This window comes from Paenibacillus pabuli NBRC 13638 (genome assembly GCF_001514495.1).
In the GTDB taxonomy this organism is placed as follows: Bacteria; Bacillota; Bacilli; order Paenibacillales; family Paenibacillaceae; genus Paenibacillus; species Paenibacillus pabuli.
This window is the reverse complement of sequence record NZ_BCNM01000012.1, coordinates 205,837-224,315: the sequence shown is the minus strand read 5'-3', so window position 1 is coordinate 224,315 and position 18,479 is coordinate 205,837. Positions and strand designations below refer to the sequence as shown.

The window sequence follows — 18,479 nt, the reverse complement described above, 5'->3', positions numbered from 1 at the left end:
CACAATGCTAAAAGTTAGTTCATCTCAACCGCCACAGCCAACTGCTTCAAGCGTTCCTCCAAAACCAAAGCCGTATCTTCCATCAGCTTTATGCCCACTTCAGCTACACGACGGTTTCTCCAGTCCTCAAGCGGTGTGCCTTTTACCCATTGATTAAAAGCACCCAAGGCAGGACCACAGTGGATCTGATAATCGACCTGATGACCTTTTGTTCCTTCCATGGCAAGCTTTGTGCTATGGGCAAAATACCACTTGAATACCAATGCCATTTTGTATTTGGGATTCTGTTCAGCTTTCTGTATTTCCTCGGGAGATCGATATTGAACAACCTCGCGGTATACTTCTTCAAAGGTTTTTTTGAAATATTTGTTTTCCAGCTGCTGTTTGTTTTTTTCACTAATGTCATTCAATGAATCATGCTGCCGGTACAGATCATAGAGCTTGTTCGCCCTGGCGGGGAAAAATACACCTTTGCGAAGCACCTGCACCTTGGCTCCGATCTCAAACATGTCTCCAGCAGGGGCATATTCCGTGTCCTGTATATTCATGTCCTGTAGTAAATCCTTCACAGCGTCGCTAGTAGCTGCTTCAACAGTGCATTGATTAATTGAACCGGTTACAATGAAATCCGCTCCGAGCAGAAAGGCTGCTGCTGCAGCTTCAGGTGTACCAATACCGCCCCCAGCACCTATGCAAATGTCTCTTGAATAACTGTACTTTTCCATCATTCTATTTCGAAGACGAACGATTGCAGGCAGCATGACATAAGCCACGCCCGCATCTGTATGTCCTCCTGAATCAGACTCAAGACAAAGATCTTCTGCAACAGGTACTTTTTTCAGGAGTTCTGCCTGAGCAGATGTAATCTTGTTTTCCTTTAACAACCTCTCAACCATAAATTCCGGAGCGGGACTTAAAAATACTTCAGCTACTTCAGGTCTGGATACCTTGGCAATAATGCGATTGGTTGCAGTTACCCGCCCATCTGAAGAACGCTTCAATCCATGGGCACGATACTGAATTAATGCCGGAGTAACACCCATGAAGGCGGAAGCCTCTACTGTATGTACACCTTTACGCAGTAATAAGTTAACTTGTTCTTCCTCTCGTTCAGGATGAGTCATTTGATGCAGAAGATTTAACCCATACGCCTGTCCATCCTGCAAATGCTGTTGTATATAATCGATTCCTTCTTCGATCTGTTTCAAACTTAGCCCACCTGTCCCCAAAAAACCCATCATTCCTGATTGCCCCACTTTAACAACCATCTCGGGAGAAGCAATCCCTTTGTACATTGCACCTGTCAAATAGGCCCATTTCAACTTGTAGTCCTTTTTAAATTGTTTTGAGCCTAGGGATTCGGACAGTCGAGTTCCTTTGCTGCCGGGCTGTATGGCGGATGATGTTGGAGAAGTGGAGTGAACTGCTGACGTTGACGGTTCCACAGACATTTCATCAGGACGATATACTATGGGCTCGCACTCCGTCTGAATCTTTGTAACCAGCTTAGTCAGCACGTTGCCTGGACCTATCTCTTCTATTGTGTTTACTCCCATGCCCATCAGAACCCTTACCGTTTCACACCAGCGAACCGGATGTGTAATTTGACGGACCAAATTGCCATGAATTTCATTCAAGCGGTAGGGCTTAGCTGTATAATTCGAAATGATGGTCATCGTTGGAGCGGAAAAAGAAAAACGCTGGAGGTACTGTTCAAATTGTTTCGCTGATTGTTCCATATAACGGGAATGAAATGCCCCGCTGACCCTGAGAGGGATATACATCTGCGCGCCGTTTTGTTCAAAAATCGTTTTGGCCTGATCAATGATTTCTAGAGGTCCTGCCAGAACAATTTGGGTCGGGGAGTTCAGATTGGCGATATCCAGTTGATGCAGCCCATATTGTTGAAGGATTTTTTTTAATGCAATATCCGTTAGACCGATCACAGCGGCCATCCCCCCTTTAGGGGCTTTGCTCATGAGTTCTCCTCTTTTGCGTACAAGCTTCAGTCCTGTAGCGAAATCAAATACGTCTGCCGCAAAAAGCGCATTGTATTCTCCCAGACTGTGACCGGAAACTAGGCTTGGCTTTCTGCCCGTTTCCTTGATCTTATGTAAATATGTCATGGCGTTAACTACAAACAAAGCTGGCTGCGTATATTCTGTGAGGCTTAATTGCTGAGAACGATCATACATACACAGTTCCCGAATGGAATATCCAAGAATATCTTCCGCCTGCCGGGTCAGCTCTGGAAACTGCTCAAACAACCCTTCACCCATGCCCAATTTCTGTGATCCCTGTCCTGGAAATACATATGCCCACAAAGGTTCATCCCCTCCAGTTTCATTCGAATTGGCATAACAACTAATGATCTGTTCTACATGTTTTACATCCTGATGGAAGGGTGTCATGGTTACACATGTTCGTTCCTTCCGGGGGCTAATCTGATTCACGAGGCTGGAAAGTGTGCCCGAAGGCCCCAAATCCAGAAATATACTATTCGGTTTCTCTTCTCTTATATGAGATAACGCCTGAGAGAATTGAATCGGTTCCATGACAACTCGCCAAAAATGGTCGGTTGATACCTTGGTGACAGGTTGTCCGGTCAAGCTGGAGAAAAACGGAATCGCGGGAACATTGTAAGACTGCGTGTTCAGATAGGCTAAATACTCTTTGGCCGCAGGATTGATACAGGCTGAATGAAAACCCTGAGTCACAGGCAGTCTGACATAAGAAAGCCCTTGGTTTTTAAGCCAACTCTCTGCTCTTGTAACCCCTCTCAAACTCCCGGAGATGACTAGATGATTTGACGAATTCACAGCAATTAGCTCGCACTCCCCATACAGCTCCGGATTAGTGTCATAGACGTCACGACTATGCAATACAGCCAGCATGCCTCCCGGAGTACACGTCCTGTGCATGATTTCAGCTTGTCTATAAACTGCTTCCAGTCCCGCCTTGGGAGTCATTACGTTGGATACAGCCGCTGCCGCAAACTCCCCCAAACTGGTGCCAACAACGGTTGTGGGTATAACCCCCCTCTCCATTAACGTCCTGGCAAGCGCATATTCCAGCATATAAATGGCAGGATGTGTAATTAGAGTTTCCTCGAAATCATCAGAATAAGACCGATTTGAATCGTATAATTCCTGTATAATGGATCTGCCGCCGATATCTTGAACCCAACGATCCATCTGCAGCATCCATTGACGAAACACCGGATAACTCCGGTATAGTTCTTTTCCCGCCTGAATATATTGTGAACCCTGACCGGAGAACATAAAAACAATATTTTCCTTCATATGTCACGCCCCTTGTTCCTTCACACAAAGCTTTTGGCATCCGGCTGATTCTTTCGCATACGAAAAGCAATAAACTGTTCTTTATCCAAAATATTAAAATATATATTTCTCTCAAGCAGCATATCAAGTGTCTGACCCGGTTCAAGGCCAAACGAATGTGCAGGGTATACCCTGACAGAAGGATGTACTCGTTCCCGTATTTTTTGTAAACTGTGATACATCGCACCCGGGTCCCCTCCGCGCTCAGAGCATATGCCACATCCCTCCGCAAACAGAGTATCTCCTGTGAAAATATGGTCTTGCAATGAAAAACATATTGAACCCGGCGTGTGCCCAGGGGTCAGCATACAGGATATCAGTGTGTTACCCAGCAAAATGGCATCCTGATCCTTTACGGGTTTCAAATTTTCACATTGGTACCTAAAAAATTCAATTTCCACGGCTCCCATATACACCTCAGGATTGAAACGCTCCAGCAATGCCCCCACCAGATTTACATGATCAACATGGGAATGCGTTAACAGAATGTGAGTAAGTGTGGCCTGTTCCGCTGCCAGGGAATCAAGAATGGCTTCCAGATCCCAAGAAGGATCAATAACGGCTGCCTCGCGAGTCGTTTTATCAACGACAACATAGCTATAATTGATGAACGCACCATAACTGGACTTTATGGCAAGCAATTTGTATTCACTGGTTGTCATATGCTATTCTCCTTGTTAAACGAATGAAACAATCATATACAGACACGCAAAACCAACAATCAGTATAAACGGAGTATCTACGGTATGGGGTGAGAATGCCTCAGCCAGAGTTACAGCTATAGGAAGAACCAGAAGTGCCACAACGAGTTGCGGAACGGTAAAACTACTTGCGAATACCAGCAAAATAAGTACCGCTGATAAAAACACACATAAACTGCCTTCAATACTTCTAGTAAACTTTTTCTTGGAAAACAAGGCATGAACACGATATTTATGCTTTCCAAAGCGAATACCGATCGGTTCGGCAAGTCCGTCTCCAAGTCCATTGATAATGACCGGGATAAAGGCCAGCGTGCCATAACCTATACTTTGAAAATATAGAAAGCAGGGTGCCAGAACAACGTAGCCGGCAATTAATTGCGTATTCATCCATAGCAAGGTATGAGGACGGTCCTCTGGTCGGTCAAACGAGGCAAACATGCGATGAACCAATGCACTTTTCTCACGAATTGGCTTAATATAGATGAGCATTATTACACAGTTCATCAGCATTCCGACGATAAAAATAGGCCCGGTATATCCCGTACTGGAGCTCACGATCAATTCGATAGCCATCGGTGTAATAAATGACATGAAATGAACAATTTTACGAGCGTAATTCACACGCAACCGATATTTGAGTACAATCGTACCGATCAAAAATTGGATTCCATACAGTATGACAAACATGATGCTTTGCTTTACGATGAATGCAGTCATATTTTGCGCTCCCACCTCAGTAGATGAATGTCCCTTTAGCTAACCGCTAATTTCCGCCAAAAAATAAAAGGGAATCTTTCCTTTTCAATGTGAGTTAATAAAAAACACTGATTATGGATAAGACTCCCGATTATTGTTACCTTATTCAAATGTAATGAATGGTCTGTACTTCTAGCGAAGTAAAAAGATCCAAAAAGCGGCTGCCAATACAAAGCGATAGATCGCAAAAGGAATCAGTTTAATCCGGTTAATCAACTTCAGGAAAAATTTAACTGCAATCATAGCTACGATAAAAGCAGTTACAAACCCTGTAATAAACAAGGGAAGATCATCAACGGACAGATAATCCCAGCTCTCGTATAAATCCTTCAGTGAAGCGCCGAACATAATAGGAAGCGCCATTATAAACGTAAATTCCGAGGCTGTTTTGTGACTCATGCCTGCCAGCAAACCTCCTGATAGCGTAGCACCCATTCTTGAAAAACCGGGAATAAGCGCAAAGCACTGGAACAACCCTACAATTAACGCCTGTCGGTAAGTGACCTGATCCAACGTTTCTGCAGCCGGCTTTTTCGGTTTGAATATCTCGGCTGCAATCATCAGAATCCCGCCAAGGATTAACGTAACAACAACCGTTTGAGCACTGAACAAAACCTCTTTTATGTAATCGTAAAAAAATACGCCCCCAATACCAAAAGGGATCACGCCAATAATGATATGAATAAGTGTTAATTTTTCCTTAGCTTTGGTTGCTTTCCGATCTTCTCCAACATGAATGCCAAGGATGCTGAGGATTCGTTTCCAGAACAGAAAAGCTACAGCCAGGATGGAACCGAGTTGGATTACAATCTCGAATGTCGAAGCACGTACAGTACCCTCGAAACCTAGCAAATGTCCCACCAGAATCAAATGACCTGTGGATGACACTGGGGCAAACTCCGTAAGTCCTTCCACTATACCTAGTATAAGCCCGATAATAATATCCACTAATTCCCCTCCAGATCCAATTTATCGCGGTATGAATTTACAAAAAACGCCCTATTAAGTCAAGCATTTCTACAATAGATTAGCTCCTTCCCAAAACTCTTAAACAAAATGGTAATTGATGCATCAAATTTTGTCAATAAATCCAAACAATAAATTTTATATGTTTTTATTCCATGTTTCCGCATCATGTTTACTCTGAAATTGACTTGTAATCCCTTCCTACCATACGTATGTTCCCCCCTCCCCTATACACTAAATTCTGTTGAGCTATTATCTACCTCTTAGATCACTGGATAGTACCCCCTCACAAAAAGACCCTATAAAGTAGACTTTATGTCTGCTCTATAGGGTGCATGTACGTAAAAGATGTTCTTAGATATTGTATGATGTTACACGCCAGTCTAGGACTTGGCAGGTTTTGCGGACTTGTTATGTTTTGCAGACTTGACCTTCTTCACCTCAATCACAGCAGGATCCTGCGGATGTTCAACGGGATACAGTTTGCGGAACAATAACGTTTGCAAGACCAGGAATGAACCACCAATCGTCCAATACAGCGGCATAGCTGCCGGGGCCGAAAGGGAGAAAAAGGCCATCATCAGAGGAGAGATGTATCCCATGATTGCAAATTGTTTTCGCTGTTCCGGCGCCATATTGGCTTGCGAGACCTTGGCTTGAATCAGATAAATAACAGCTACTACAACAGCAAGCACATAGTCAGGCGCTCCTAATTTGAACCACAGAAATGAGTGGGATGACAGCTCTGGCGTAAGTCGGATAGCCGTGTAAATACCGGACAGAATAGGCAACTGAATGAGCATCGGCAAGCAACCGATATTCAGCGGATTGAACTTGTGCTTTTTGTACAGCTCCATCGTTTCCTGCGAAAGCTTCTGCTTATCGGCCGGATCGTTTTTGCCCTCATATTTTTTCTTGAGCGCATCCATCTCCGGCTTCATGGCATTCATGATCACTCGGGTACCTTGCTGAGATTTGGCTTGACGCATCATCAAAGGCAGCAGTGCAAGACGAATGACCAGTGTAATCACGATAATTGCAACCCCATAGCTTCCGCTAAACAGGGTAGCAAAGTGCTGGATCAGATACGACAGTGGAAAAACAATGTAATGATTAAAAAATCCCGGTGTTGATGAAGTAATCTCTGATACGTTGTTGCTGCAACCGGCAAGCAGCATGACCGCAAACAAAATGGCGATCAGGCCATAGATCCGTCCCTTGCCCGATGTAAAAGTGAACCCCTTGCTTGTCTTATGTTCCATATATATCCTCCTCGTTGATTTGTAGGAATTTCGCTCAACGAGGGCGTGCAATCGGGTTCATCTTCATCCGGTGATTCTCTGCGTCTGACCATTCGAGTTAATGCTTCAGGTCTGTGGTGTGCATCCAGGAACAATGCAGGCAAGCCTGGTTCAAGTCCACCACCGGCTCCAGCTTCCATCCAGTACTCTGTCATGCCGCAATGCAGATGGGCAATATAAGCATAACTGACGGTGAAAATGAGTCCGATTGTGAATATATAAGGTATTAATTCATGAAGTTCAAACAAGGAATTCACCCCCTTTATAGGTTAGTTTTTATAGTATAACACTTACATATTGATTTTGCATAAATTCATTGCTGGAAAACAGATAGATGAATTCATTCCGTTCTCAATTTGGACAATTCAAGCTCAGCCCTATGTCTTGCCATGTTATAAGAAGGCCAGGAAAGGTCTGCTGAATTCTTGTCCAGGAAGGCATGGCGCTCCAAGAGCTTCTTCTTTAGAATCGGATACTCTTCCAAGGCAAACTCCCGCAGTAGCGGAACTGCATCTGCCGACAGACTCGCCAGGTATGAAGCATCGATTGTGCCCGTCTGATGATAACGTTCGATATTTAGCTCGGCAATTCGTTTATCCATTCCCACATAATTGACTGCAACATAGGCTGTGAGTGCCAGCACAATATACCAGCGAATCAGCGGTATCGTTGTGTAACGTATACGAAGACCGGCAATCAATAATAGAAGTGCCAGGAAGATCATGAATGCGTGCACTAGGAATCGAATGTACGTATATCCATAAGCCTGCTCATAGAGATTCAGACGCATAAACGCGGAATACAACATGATTGCTGAGCAACAGACCAGAACCAAAAGTAACACTTGATGCATGATTAAACCAGCTTTTCCACTCGGACGGGTATACTGCAATGCAACAATAAGAATAAAAAAGTTAATGCCTGTGACGAGAACCAATTCTGCGAATCCACTTCTCGCATACTCCGCGTAAGACAGATCGGCCGGAAGCTGCCCGTCGCCTGCACCAAACAAGTACGAAAACTGTACGAGCACAAACAGAACGTACACACAGTTAATGACCAGCAGCATCGTGCCCACAATGACCGGGTCCAATTTGAATGGTTCCCGATGAACCTGCGTGCAGGGTTCCTCGGCCGTGATCTGATTCGTAACTTCCCCCTCGACAATCGGGTTTACAGGAGAGGCTTCAAGCGTATGATCACGCGGAATAACCGCGGATTCTGCTCCATTTTTCCAATGTGCGTTCGCTCTCTTCTCTGCTTCATATTGCATCGGCTGTACGAATCCCCATACATAACCGAACAACAATACACCTGCAATAATAATCCAGAGGATTCTCGGTAATCCTGGCGTAAATGTTAATTGATTCAGCCACTCCGGGAATCCGGATAAATATTGATTGAAAATTCCATCAGCAGAAGACAGTAAGGATAAGACCACAATGAGGATGGGCAAGGATGCCACCAGGCCAATGAGCACTTTGAAAACAACTGTTTTCTGTGACTTGCCTATGCCACGTCCTCCTGCTTTTACAGCCATAGCCCCAATGGTCCCCCAATGTCGTATGGCTTGTGGTACCAGATGGTCAATAGCCGTACCGATCAAGCCAATTTCCCACCACTGCCTCCGTTTTCTACCCATCAGATATGTCATATGTAAGCTAATAAGGCCCGGTACAGCCAGGAAATTGAGAGCGTACAGCGGTTCATTGTCGTATAACATAAAAGTTAGCGACAACAAAAAAACAACGCCCCCTACAAATGCATCAATCCACTTGAATGACCTCATACGATCCCGGGCAAAAAGATACATGAAACCATAAAAGAGAATAACAAAGATCGGATACGATACGCCTATCTCATTGCCAAAGAATAAATACTGTTGAATGACAGCCAGTATCCATGCAGATAGCAGCGTGATTAAAGCGCGTTGCGGTGAAGCCATTATTTTATCAATCATGGGAAAAACCTCCATTATACTTTCTATGTTTAATTTTAGATGATAAAATAAGAATATAAATAGAAATAAAAATGAACAAAACTTCTTATTTTATGACATTACCATCGTGATCATCTCCCAGGAGGGCTTCATATTTGAAATTACACCAGCAATATCTGCTGCTGCATAACCGACTTGGTCACAAGACAGAACACGAAGTTACACTTGCCGACCTTGCTGAACTACTTGATTGTACACACCGTAACACGTTAACAATCGTCAAAAAAATGGTTGCCAACGAATGGATTCGTTGGGTGTCCCAACGCGGACGCGGACGGCGTTCAACGCTAACCCTGCTTGTTCCGGCTGATCAAATTGCAGCAGAATACATGATGCAAGCCATGAATCGCCGGGAGCTGCAGCAAGCTGCCGAACAGGTTGGTGCTTACTCCAATTCTACGACGATGCAGGATCACCTAAACCAGTGGCTGCTTGGTTATTCTGGACATCATACGGAAGCTGGCAGCCATAATGAGAGAATTGATACGCTCAGGTTACCGATCCGCCAACAGCTGCACGCGCTTGATCCCCTTTATATCAATCTGCTGGCCGAATCTTTTGTCACCAGTCATGTGTTCGACGGGCTGGTTCAACGTAATGAACATGGAGAGATTGTTCCCTGCCTGTCTCATACCTGGGATATCAGTTCAGATCGGAGAACATGTTTTTTTTATTTGCGTAAAGGTGTTACTTTTCACAATGGACATCTGTTGACCGCTGCGGATGTGGTGTATACATTTGAACGACTGCAATCCACAGAACGCCGGACATTATACCGCGATGTGAGCAAACAAATTCTTTCGATTGAAGCAGCAGATACCTTGACCGTTTGTTTCAAGCTCAAAGCCCCACACGAATTGTTTTTGCCCTTTCTTTCTACGAGCCGTGCAGCGATTGTTTCACAAGCCCCTTACGGGCAGCATAAAAATGGAGACAATGAACCAGATCTACCGAATACCATGCAGAAGCCTATAGGAACGGGCCCTTTCAAGGTCACAACCTGGGATGATCACCTGTGCAGACTTGAAGCTTTTCCGATGTATTTTCAAGGCAGAGCCCATCTGGACCGAGTAGATATTCTACAGATTCCGTGGAGTACCCCTGCACATTTGGATGAAAGGCAAGATATCGAATCTCCCTTCTTCCATCTTGTTCATAATCCATCCTCGTCTGAGGGTAGGGACTGGACACAGATAAGTGCAGGCGTGATGGTGCGCAAATTACTCACTTGTAATACGCAAAAAACCGGACCGCTAAGCGATCCGGATGTAAGAACACATGTTCAGGCGTGTATTGCTGAAATGTATCGGAATGATATGCATGAAAGTGATCCAGGAGAAAGTGGTAAGATGTTAATGAATGCAGAAAAGGTAACTCATTCGTCTCAGCACCCCACTTTTAACATCCCGATCTCCTTGCACATCGCAACTATTCCTCAATATCGGATGGATGCCAAACGTTTGGCATCGTCATTGGAAATGTGCGGCTTCTCCTGTACAGTCCGCACGGGTACAATGGAACAGTTCAAAGGTCATCTGCGGCTGGAATCCGATCTGATTCTCTTCTCGCTGATACGGGATCGGGACGAAGAATTGCGCAGATACGATCTCTATCTCACCTTATCGGAGCATCTGGAGGACTTTTCCAAGAAGAGGGTACAGGAGATGCTGCAAACCGTTGTTGCTTCGCAAATATCAGCTGACCGAACTGCCGAACTGGATCGGGTCGAACAATTTTTGCTACAGCAGAGTTTATTGTTCCATTTAACAGAAAAACCTGTGGAGACTGCCTATCTGCCTTCCGTTCGCGGCCTTTCCTTCAACAGTCAGGGATGGGTAAACCTCCGGCACATCTGGTTCCCATAAATGCTCGTTAAACGAGAATAACAATCCCTTCGTTTCAAAATGCGGTAATGAGTCTGGATGCCTATGAACTCATTATTGGGTCGGCATCCACCTTCTGCCGCATTTTGTCATTTTTCTTTGAAATAGTATCCTTCCTGCGGTAAATACCAAGAAGTAAACCGAACATGGCATAATCAAACATCAGGTGATTTCCGTATCCAATAAAAGGAAAGGGAATGCTAAGGATTGGAACCTTACCGGTGGACATCGCCAACGAATAGATGATTTGCATTGCAAACATGGCTGTGATACTGACCAAAATCATGCGACCAAAATCATCCCGAATGCGAGGAAGCATCTTTACCATACTGACAACAAACCAAATGATCCCCACCAATAACAATATCCCGGCTGACCAGCCAAACACATCAATGAGCAGCACACCTGGGTAATCCTTATAACTCGTTTTAAAACTGTCAAACGTTGTATCAATCCCGTTACCCCACCAGCCGGCTGATCGAATAATTTCAATAATGGAATAATTGCTATAACCACTCCCGTAGCGGTTTTCCTGAAGATTCAAAACGACAGAGAGCCTCTTCAGGCCTCCGTATTGATCTGCAAAAAACAATAACAATACAAAAACACTTCCTGTTACAACAGCACCTAAGGCTGTGTAAAGCCATTTTCGCGTGAGCCAGCCAAATAAAATAATGGACATTGTGCCAAACAGAAACATGCGAACCCAATCCGTCATTAGAAACAATAGCACCGCAGGTAACGCCACCATTGCAATATAGGTTAATATGGATTGCAGATTACAATTGGAACGAAGCTTGTCCAGCATAATGGCACCTATAGCAAGTGGCAAAATCCACATTGAAGCCGTGGTCACATCTAACACAAAGCCTAATGGTAACACCCAGAACCTATTTATCCCATCGTAAGTGGAAGATAGCACTGGATTGATCCACAGCATGGCATTAAGTAGAATATAGATCCACCAGGCTGCTCTTTTCAACTTACGATAATCAAAGTAAATAAAGAACAACATTATCGTTACACCTATAACCGTGTACACCACATGCCCCCGATATAAGGACTGATACTTTACATCTGCGACATTCGTTGTAAAAATCCACATTATCAACAGGCTAACTGTAGCCAAACCAATTAATCCAATGAACAGTCCCCAATGCATACGATGACGATGCAACCGGTGCATGCTTTTGCCCACCACTGCGGGATCCCCCATCTGCTCAATGGCATACATAGCCGCCTCTTCTTGAGTGAAGCCCTCTTGCTCCTTGTCCAGCATCATTTCTTCCATGTGGTTGCCAAGCTCATCACGCAGATCAGTATGTACTTCACGTGCCTTAACCTGACTACACAGTTGATCAAGATAATGTTTAATCTTCGCATGTTGATCGGTCATGTTAAGCCTCCCTCTCCAAGCACCCGATCCACGGCACCACGGAATAAAAGCCACTCGGCTTTTTTATGCTGCAACGCCTCCATACCCTTGTCAGAAATGGAATAATATTTGCGTTTCCGACCTTCAACCTCCATCCAGTAAGACTCCACCCATCCCTCAAGCTCCATCGCGTGCAGAATGGGATATAACGTACCTTCCTTCAAATTAAACACACCCTCGGATTGACGATGGAGTTCCTTGATCAATTCATAACCGTATAGCGGCTGTTCCTTTAGTAGCGTAAGAATCAATGTCTCCGTGCTGCCTTTAATCATTTGTTTGTTTACCTGCAAAGCTGTCACTCCCCTTTGTTCATGCTCCCACGTCCAATAACCACAACCACTTTTACCACTTCTTAAAAATTCAACATTAACTCCATAAAATCACTTGGTCGTATACATCGGAAATCTATGCATAGTAAATCTAGGTATTATATTACCTGATCCTTCCTTTTCTGTCCAGCTATCCATTGAGGACGTTTGTGATAAAATAAACAAGTCATTCCACATCTGGAGTGTCATCATGAATCTCTTATTCTTACTCACACACATTACATATTCTTTCTATTCATTATGAGGAGGACATTCAAATCATGAGCAAACTGATTTTCTTTCTTGGCGGGGCCGGGAGCGGCAAAACAACCCTTGCCAAAGCCCTCTCGCGTAAACATAAAGCTGCTTTTTTGGATATGGATATCCTGCTGCGTCCAGCTGCTGAAGCCATAATGACCCTACAAGGACTCGACCCATCCGATCGGGATTCACCGGAATACAAACGGCTGTGCCGTGATCTGGGATACCGTATTACGATGGATGCTGCACTGGACAACGTGCAATTGGGTATCGATACTGTTGTTGTGGGCCCGTTTACCAAAGAAACCGGAACACCAGATTGGATCGAGCAAGAGCTTGCCCGAATCGGCCGATCCTTGCAGGATACAGATGTTCGTGTGGCCTATATTTATCTGGCTAATGAAGCATTGTATCGTGAGCGAATTACAGCCAGACAATCTCCACTGGATGAATGGAAACTCGCGAACTGGGAGGCGTTCACTGCTTCACTTTCCCACAAACAAGTCGCTTGGCCGCTGCCCCCCTCAGCCGTGGCTTATATCGATAATTCAAAAGAAGATTACCATATTGCATTAACTGAAGTGGAACAGCGTATGTATGAATAACATGTAGAATCAATTAGGCCATGTCTCCAACTCAAGCAAGCTATATCTTGGTGAATGCCAGTGTCCGAGAATTCTTATGGGTTGGACTATTGCTACACATCGAAGAAATATGAAGACACAGCAAAAGAGGTATTTGCCAAGAAGACCTTAATGGGCCAACATGACAAATACCTCTTACCATTTTATATAATACGAGCTCAGGCTTCACGAACTCCCTATCCTTACAAAAAATGCTCCAAAATACGTTCCTGTGCCAATGGTGTAATCACCGTACGATCCACAGCAGGTCCTTCGGTCAAATATTCCGCTACTTCAGCTACACGATTGGACTCCAGTTCCGCCGTAAACACAACATTCGCTGCACCCAGCGTCTCCACCAATCTTCCGCGTGCGGTCGCATGCAGCATAAATAAGGTATACAGATCAGGACGTCGCAGTTCAGTCATGGCTCTTGCGATCGATGCGATACCTGACTTCTTGCTCTCTACATCATTTTGTATACTAGGGAACTGCTTCTGTCCAAGGTCACACCATAATATACGGCGCTCCTGCAAATCTATAATAGCTGGCATACCTATATGTGCACCCATCGCCAGATCAATCCGGTCCTGTACTGGAGACACTTCAAAGATATCACCCGGCTGCGGTGCCTTTCGCATCATCCATCCTGCATAAACCTCGGACAAATCATTGAGTGGGTGATCAGCAACCAGGTTAACCATCAATACAATATATCGGGCCCCAAACGCACGTGCAGAAGGCATATGTATATCGATGTACTCTGCCGCACCATCCGGTACAACCACAATATCGCCGCTATGTAAGGCCTGAACGTTATCCGACTTTGGATGGGCATAGGAAACCTGATCCAGAGCGTGCCAATCCGAATCGTATACCACACAGCACAGAGCGATTTTCACACGCCCGGTAGAAACGGTGGCACCCCCGCCCTCTCTCCACCAAATAAAAAAGCGAACCGTATCACCGGCTGGTAAAGGGACCCATGATCCACGGGATAGGAATTTATGGGATTTACTTACTGAGCGGCTCCCCTGCGGTATCGTATAATCTTGCAGTCTTTCATCAATGTAGACATTACCGAATGAGGGCAACTTCGCAAAGCGTTTCAGCAAAACATCCTCCACTGCCGAGATGACTACATGAACATCCTGAGCATCCATGGGTGGCAACGTCTGTGCAGAAACATACAGCTTGGCTGTATTCCCTTTTGGAAAAAAGCATCTCCGCTCTTGAACATTCACTCTTGTCCGAAAATGAGTAAGCACATGGAGCAATGCAGGCGTAGAAAGCCTGTCTGCCACAACTTCCAGTTTGCTCACCACATCCCGCACCGCAACCCCCGAACGAATCATTCGATCCAATTGTCGTACCATCTCATCAGGCCGTTCAGCTAGTGTAGTCAGTATAAGGGAACGATCCATTTGTTTAAAAGCATGCTCCACCCTGCCTGAAAAAGTAAACGGGCGCTCTCCAGAGCGTAACTGTTCAATGGCTTTCACCGCTTTTGGATATCGTTGCCGATACTCACCCGGATGCAGTCGTTCAGCTAATCTTAGCCAACGTCCTTTGTAACGAAACAGCTCTTCCAACGGTTCGGGAACAGACTCTAACAAAGCAAGCAGCAAACGACGCTCAGATCGGTTGAACGAACGAAAGCGCGTGTTCCGCTTCAGACTAACATCACCATCGGAACAAGCTGCAGCCAGCCGCAGTATGTCTGTTGCTGTTCGCAAATATCGCTGGAAATGTGCCAATGAAGCTCGTCCTGTTCTTAACCATGCAGCACAATAGACTGCCGCATTCTCTTTCACAAGGATTTGATCCAGCTCGAACAGATCCCATCCATCATACTCCGTCGCGAACCAAATGAACTGCTCTCGTGCTACGGGTGACCGTGGCATTTGGCCTGCGAGCAAGTTAAGTCCGATTCGATGAAAATCAGATGGATGACCGATGTCGATCACACGAAGCCTGGTCTGACCGACCCATAATGTTCGTTCATCCAGTTTGCTCTCCTGCTTATGAAGTGTCCAATAATGCATCAATGCGTTCAGGTAAAGCTCGCTCTCATGAATATTCATCAGTTGATCAGGATACGTTGGAACGCTAAAGTTCCCCATAGGATGAGCACCTGTCATATAACGAAGTTCCTCCATGACCCGCTCAACCCAGAGCACAAATGACTCTTGTTCCCACGTACTCAGCATATCAATCAATCTGGTCGAAAATGTATATCCCAGTAACTCCAGATTTTTCAATGCTGTCGCCAGAACACATTCAGGCAATATATCATCACTCTCTGTAATGATTACCCTGAGTTCCCTGTTCAGATAGATTGAAAATAAGTCCATCGCCTGTAATCTCCCTGAAGATCATATATGTCTACTTTCTTTTCCATCCTATTTCTAACTTGCAACCATCCAAGGATCAACTTAATCATTATGTATAAAAAAACAAAAAACAGGAGAGCGGCACCCCTAATACTGAACGAATGATTTAGAAGGAAGGGATGCCATAGCCTGATTATTCCATATTATATCCCAGAATTTTCGATATTGGCAAATGAACAAATTGGCACAACGCCTCATTGCGGGATCACGCAAAAGGTTTGCGGAACCTCCCTCATAAATACACGCTTACTACGGGGTCTAAGAAGCGCTAGAACTGATAGATTATAGATACGGGCTGTATATATAGGTCTAACCACATCTCAACATATATCAAAGTCCACATTTCAACATCACAAAGGAGTATGCTATGAAATTGAAATCCAATTCCGCAACCTGCCTAAGTCCTCAACATCAGAGCCACAAATCGAATCACAAGTGGAAACAAACTGTAGCCAGCATCATGCTGATTGCATCCTTGAGCTTAACAACATTTACAAGTGTATCCGCAGAGGGCAAACCATCCTACAACCCTTTAGGCCCTCAGGAAACGGAATTGTTCATCGATGGTTTCTTTGCCCAGCCTGAAATAAAGGCCGCTCTGAAAGGTGCCGTAGTCACTGTGGTTCAGGACCAACAGATTGTTCTCAATAAAGGGTATGGTTATGCCAATGTAAAAAAAGAAATCCCTGTCGATGCTAACTCCACCCTGTTTCGTGCAGCCTCGATCTCCAAAACGTTTACCGCAACAGCCATCATGCAATTGGCAGAGCAAGGTAAAGTAAAGCTTAATCAGGATATCAGCGTGTACACAGATGGGCTGGAACTGGCCAATCACACCGGGACATCGTTGACTTTAAAACACCTGATGACCCATACCAGCGGATTTGATTTCACCGATACAGCGACTACAGCCAGGGAACTGAACAGCTCTTATCCACTTGAGCAATTCATCAAAGACCACAAACCATCCGTTGTCCGTACTCCCGGAGAAGTTTTCCGATATGACAACTACGGCTATGCCCTTCAGGGCTATATTGTTCAAAAACAGTCGGGGATGCCATTTGAGAATTATGTACAGCAGCATATTTTCAACCCGCTCGGCATGTCCGATAGCCATTTCACATTAAGCAAAGACATACTGGAAAGACTCGCGGTTCCTTATAACGCAGATGGACAGGAGCTTTCCCAATATCCCAACGTACCAGACAGCTCACCTGAAGGCGGATTAATTACAACTGGACGAGATATGGCTCATTTTATGCTTGCCCAGCTCAACCAAGGTTCGTACCAGGGCGCACGCATACTCGATCCCTCATCCGTACAAGCCATGCAAACGTTGGATGTCTCCATTCATCCTGATCTACCCGGCACGGGTTATGGATTCGAATCCACCTATTCGCAGTATAATCATGGACGAAACGTGGTAAGTAAAGCAGGTGATCTTGCAGGCTTCCACTCCAATCTGTGGCTGTTGCCTGACGAAAAGACCGGCCTCTTTATCGTATCCAATAGTGATGGTCCTGACCTGCGAGAAGCACTCTTTCACGCATTCATGGGTCATTATTATCCAGATAACCAGACCAAGGATGCCGATTACAGCGTATCTGAGGCAGCACTCCGATCATACGAAGGACTCTATCGTGATGTCCGTTTACCCGCATGGTTATATGATATTTCGACAACAGAGAAGGGACTTCGGGTTATAGATGCATACGGTACTCACACCTTAACACCCGTTAAGGACATGCTGTTCAGGGATGAGGATGGTAAGCTCGCTGGCTTCAAAAAAAATAAGTCAGGGGAAATCACCTATTTCTATTACAACAAATCGGATAGCTGGTCCGAAAAATTGCCTGAAGCTAAACTTTATACAGACGTGCCAGAAGATCATCCTTATGCTCCTTACATCTATCGTCTAGCACAGATTGGCCTGTATCCACAGGATCACCCCCTTTTTGAACCAGATAAACCTGTAAGTCGTGTTGAATTCGTAACACAGATCGTGAGCATCAGCGGAATGACCCTTTCAAATCAATCGCCAAAATTTAAAGATACCCTATCTAGCCCCTATGCCGCCTATGTTCAAACCGCTCTTGAACTAGGCATTGTGCAAGGTAATACTCGTGGATGGTTTCATCCCGAGCAAGCTATAACCCGGCAAGAGGCCGCGGTAATTATTTCGAGAACTGCACAACAACTACTCGGAGCACCTGCAGCCTCTGCCAACCTGGCAGGTTCACAGGATGGTTGGGCTCAAGAAGGTGTCCAGTTTGTGGTCGCTTTGGGTCTCTACGGTCCGGAAGTGTCTGTATCAAGCAGCGGTGCTGTCGATTATAAGTCGAAGCAGCCTATGCTCAGGCAGGAATCATCGGTTTTGATGTACAAAATGTTGGGAACTCTGCTACATTAATATCATGATCGACGGCAAGCCGTGCCAATGCTGCATGGCTTGCTTTTTTCACAACATATACCAATGATGCACATCATAAGAACGGATGATTTCTTC

The 18,479-nt window shown here is 45.0% G+C and carries 13 protein-coding genes; 3 read left to right on the top strand and 10 right to left on the bottom strand.

Annotated features, from left to right (window positions below):
- Positions 1–14: 14 nt before the first annotated feature.
- The 7 genes from fabD to PPA03S_RS17745 all read right to left on the bottom strand — a co-directional run bounded on the left by fabD (position 15) and on the right by PPA03S_RS17745 (position 9,028).
- Entirely contained in the window at positions 15–3,302 is a 3,288-nt protein-coding gene (fabD, locus tag PPA03S_RS17770; protein ID WP_062324695.1) for an ACP S-malonyltransferase, read from the bottom strand.
- Between the two features lie 20 nt (positions 3,303–3,322).
- A complete protein-coding gene (locus tag PPA03S_RS17765; protein ID WP_062324694.1) occupies positions 3,323–4,003 on the bottom strand; it encodes an MBL fold metallo-hydrolase in 681 nt (226 codons plus the stop codon).
- Positions 4,004–4,018: 15 nt separating this feature from the next.
- Positions 4,019–4,762 (bottom strand): diacylglycerol/polyprenol kinase family protein, encoded by a 744-nt coding sequence (locus PPA03S_RS17760; protein WP_062324691.1) that lies wholly within the window; start codon positions 4,760–4,762, stop codon positions 4,019–4,021.
- A 171-nt stretch (positions 4,763–4,933) separates the two neighbouring features.
- Positions 4,934–5,770 (bottom strand): undecaprenyl-diphosphate phosphatase, encoded by an 837-nt coding sequence (bacA, locus tag PPA03S_RS17755; RefSeq protein WP_062324689.1) that lies wholly within the window; start codon positions 5,768–5,770, stop codon positions 4,934–4,936.
- 380 nt (positions 5,771–6,150) lie between these two features.
- On the bottom strand, positions 6,151–7,029 hold the full coding sequence (yidC, locus tag PPA03S_RS17750; RefSeq protein WP_062324687.1) for a membrane protein insertase YidC: 879 nt from the start codon (positions 7,027–7,029) through the stop codon (positions 6,151–6,153).
- Entirely contained in the window at positions 6,966–7,316 is a 351-nt protein-coding gene (locus PPA03S_RS32945; RefSeq protein WP_157284224.1) for a hypothetical protein, read from the bottom strand. The genes yidC and PPA03S_RS32945 overlap by 64 nt, the downstream gene beginning before the upstream one ends.
- Before the next feature lie 92 nt (positions 7,317–7,408).
- A complete protein-coding gene (locus PPA03S_RS17745) occupies positions 7,409–9,028 on the bottom strand; it encodes a DUF4153 domain-containing protein (protein WP_062324686.1) in 1,620 nt (539 codons plus the stop codon).
- 134 nt (positions 9,029–9,162) lie between these two features.
- On the opposite strand from PPA03S_RS17745, the gene PPA03S_RS17740 reads away from it, so the two are divergent.
- Positions 9,163–10,932, top strand: a complete 1,770-nt coding sequence (locus PPA03S_RS17740; RefSeq protein ID WP_062324684.1) for an ABC transporter substrate-binding protein — start codon at positions 9,163–9,165, stop codon at positions 10,930–10,932.
- 61 nt (positions 10,933–10,993) lie between these two features.
- On the opposite strand, the gene PPA03S_RS17735 is transcribed toward PPA03S_RS17740, so the two are convergent.
- Together PPA03S_RS17735 and PPA03S_RS17730 are read right to left on the bottom strand one after the other, a co-directional pair.
- Positions 10,994–12,346: an FtsW/RodA/SpoVE family cell cycle protein gene (locus tag PPA03S_RS17735; RefSeq protein WP_062324682.1), complete on the bottom strand. Its 1,353-nt coding sequence runs from the start codon at positions 12,344–12,346 to the stop codon at positions 10,994–10,996.
- Positions 12,343–12,678 (bottom strand): PadR family transcriptional regulator, encoded by a 336-nt coding sequence (locus tag PPA03S_RS17730; RefSeq protein ID WP_062324680.1) that lies wholly within the window; start codon positions 12,676–12,678, stop codon positions 12,343–12,345. Before PPA03S_RS17730 ends, PPA03S_RS17735 begins: the two co-directional genes overlap by 4 nt.
- Before the next feature lie 299 nt (positions 12,679–12,977).
- Between PPA03S_RS17730 and PPA03S_RS17725 the strand changes: the two genes are divergently transcribed.
- Entirely contained in the window at positions 12,978–13,562 is a 585-nt protein-coding gene (locus PPA03S_RS17725; RefSeq protein WP_062324678.1) for a P-loop nucleotide/nucleoside kinase family protein, read from the top strand.
- A 221-nt stretch (positions 13,563–13,783) separates the two neighbouring features.
- On the opposite strand, the gene PPA03S_RS17720 is transcribed toward PPA03S_RS17725, so the two are convergent.
- Positions 13,784–15,934 (bottom strand): TerD family protein, encoded by a 2,151-nt coding sequence (locus tag PPA03S_RS17720; RefSeq protein ID WP_062324676.1) that lies wholly within the window; start codon positions 15,932–15,934, stop codon positions 13,784–13,786.
- A gap of 406 nt (positions 15,935–16,340) precedes the next feature.
- Here PPA03S_RS17720 and PPA03S_RS17715 point away from each other — a divergent pair, with 406 nt between their 5' ends.
- Entirely contained in the window at positions 16,341–18,383 is a 2,043-nt protein-coding gene (locus tag PPA03S_RS17715) for a serine hydrolase domain-containing protein (protein WP_062324674.1), read from the top strand.
- Positions 18,384–18,479 lie beyond the last annotated feature (96 nt).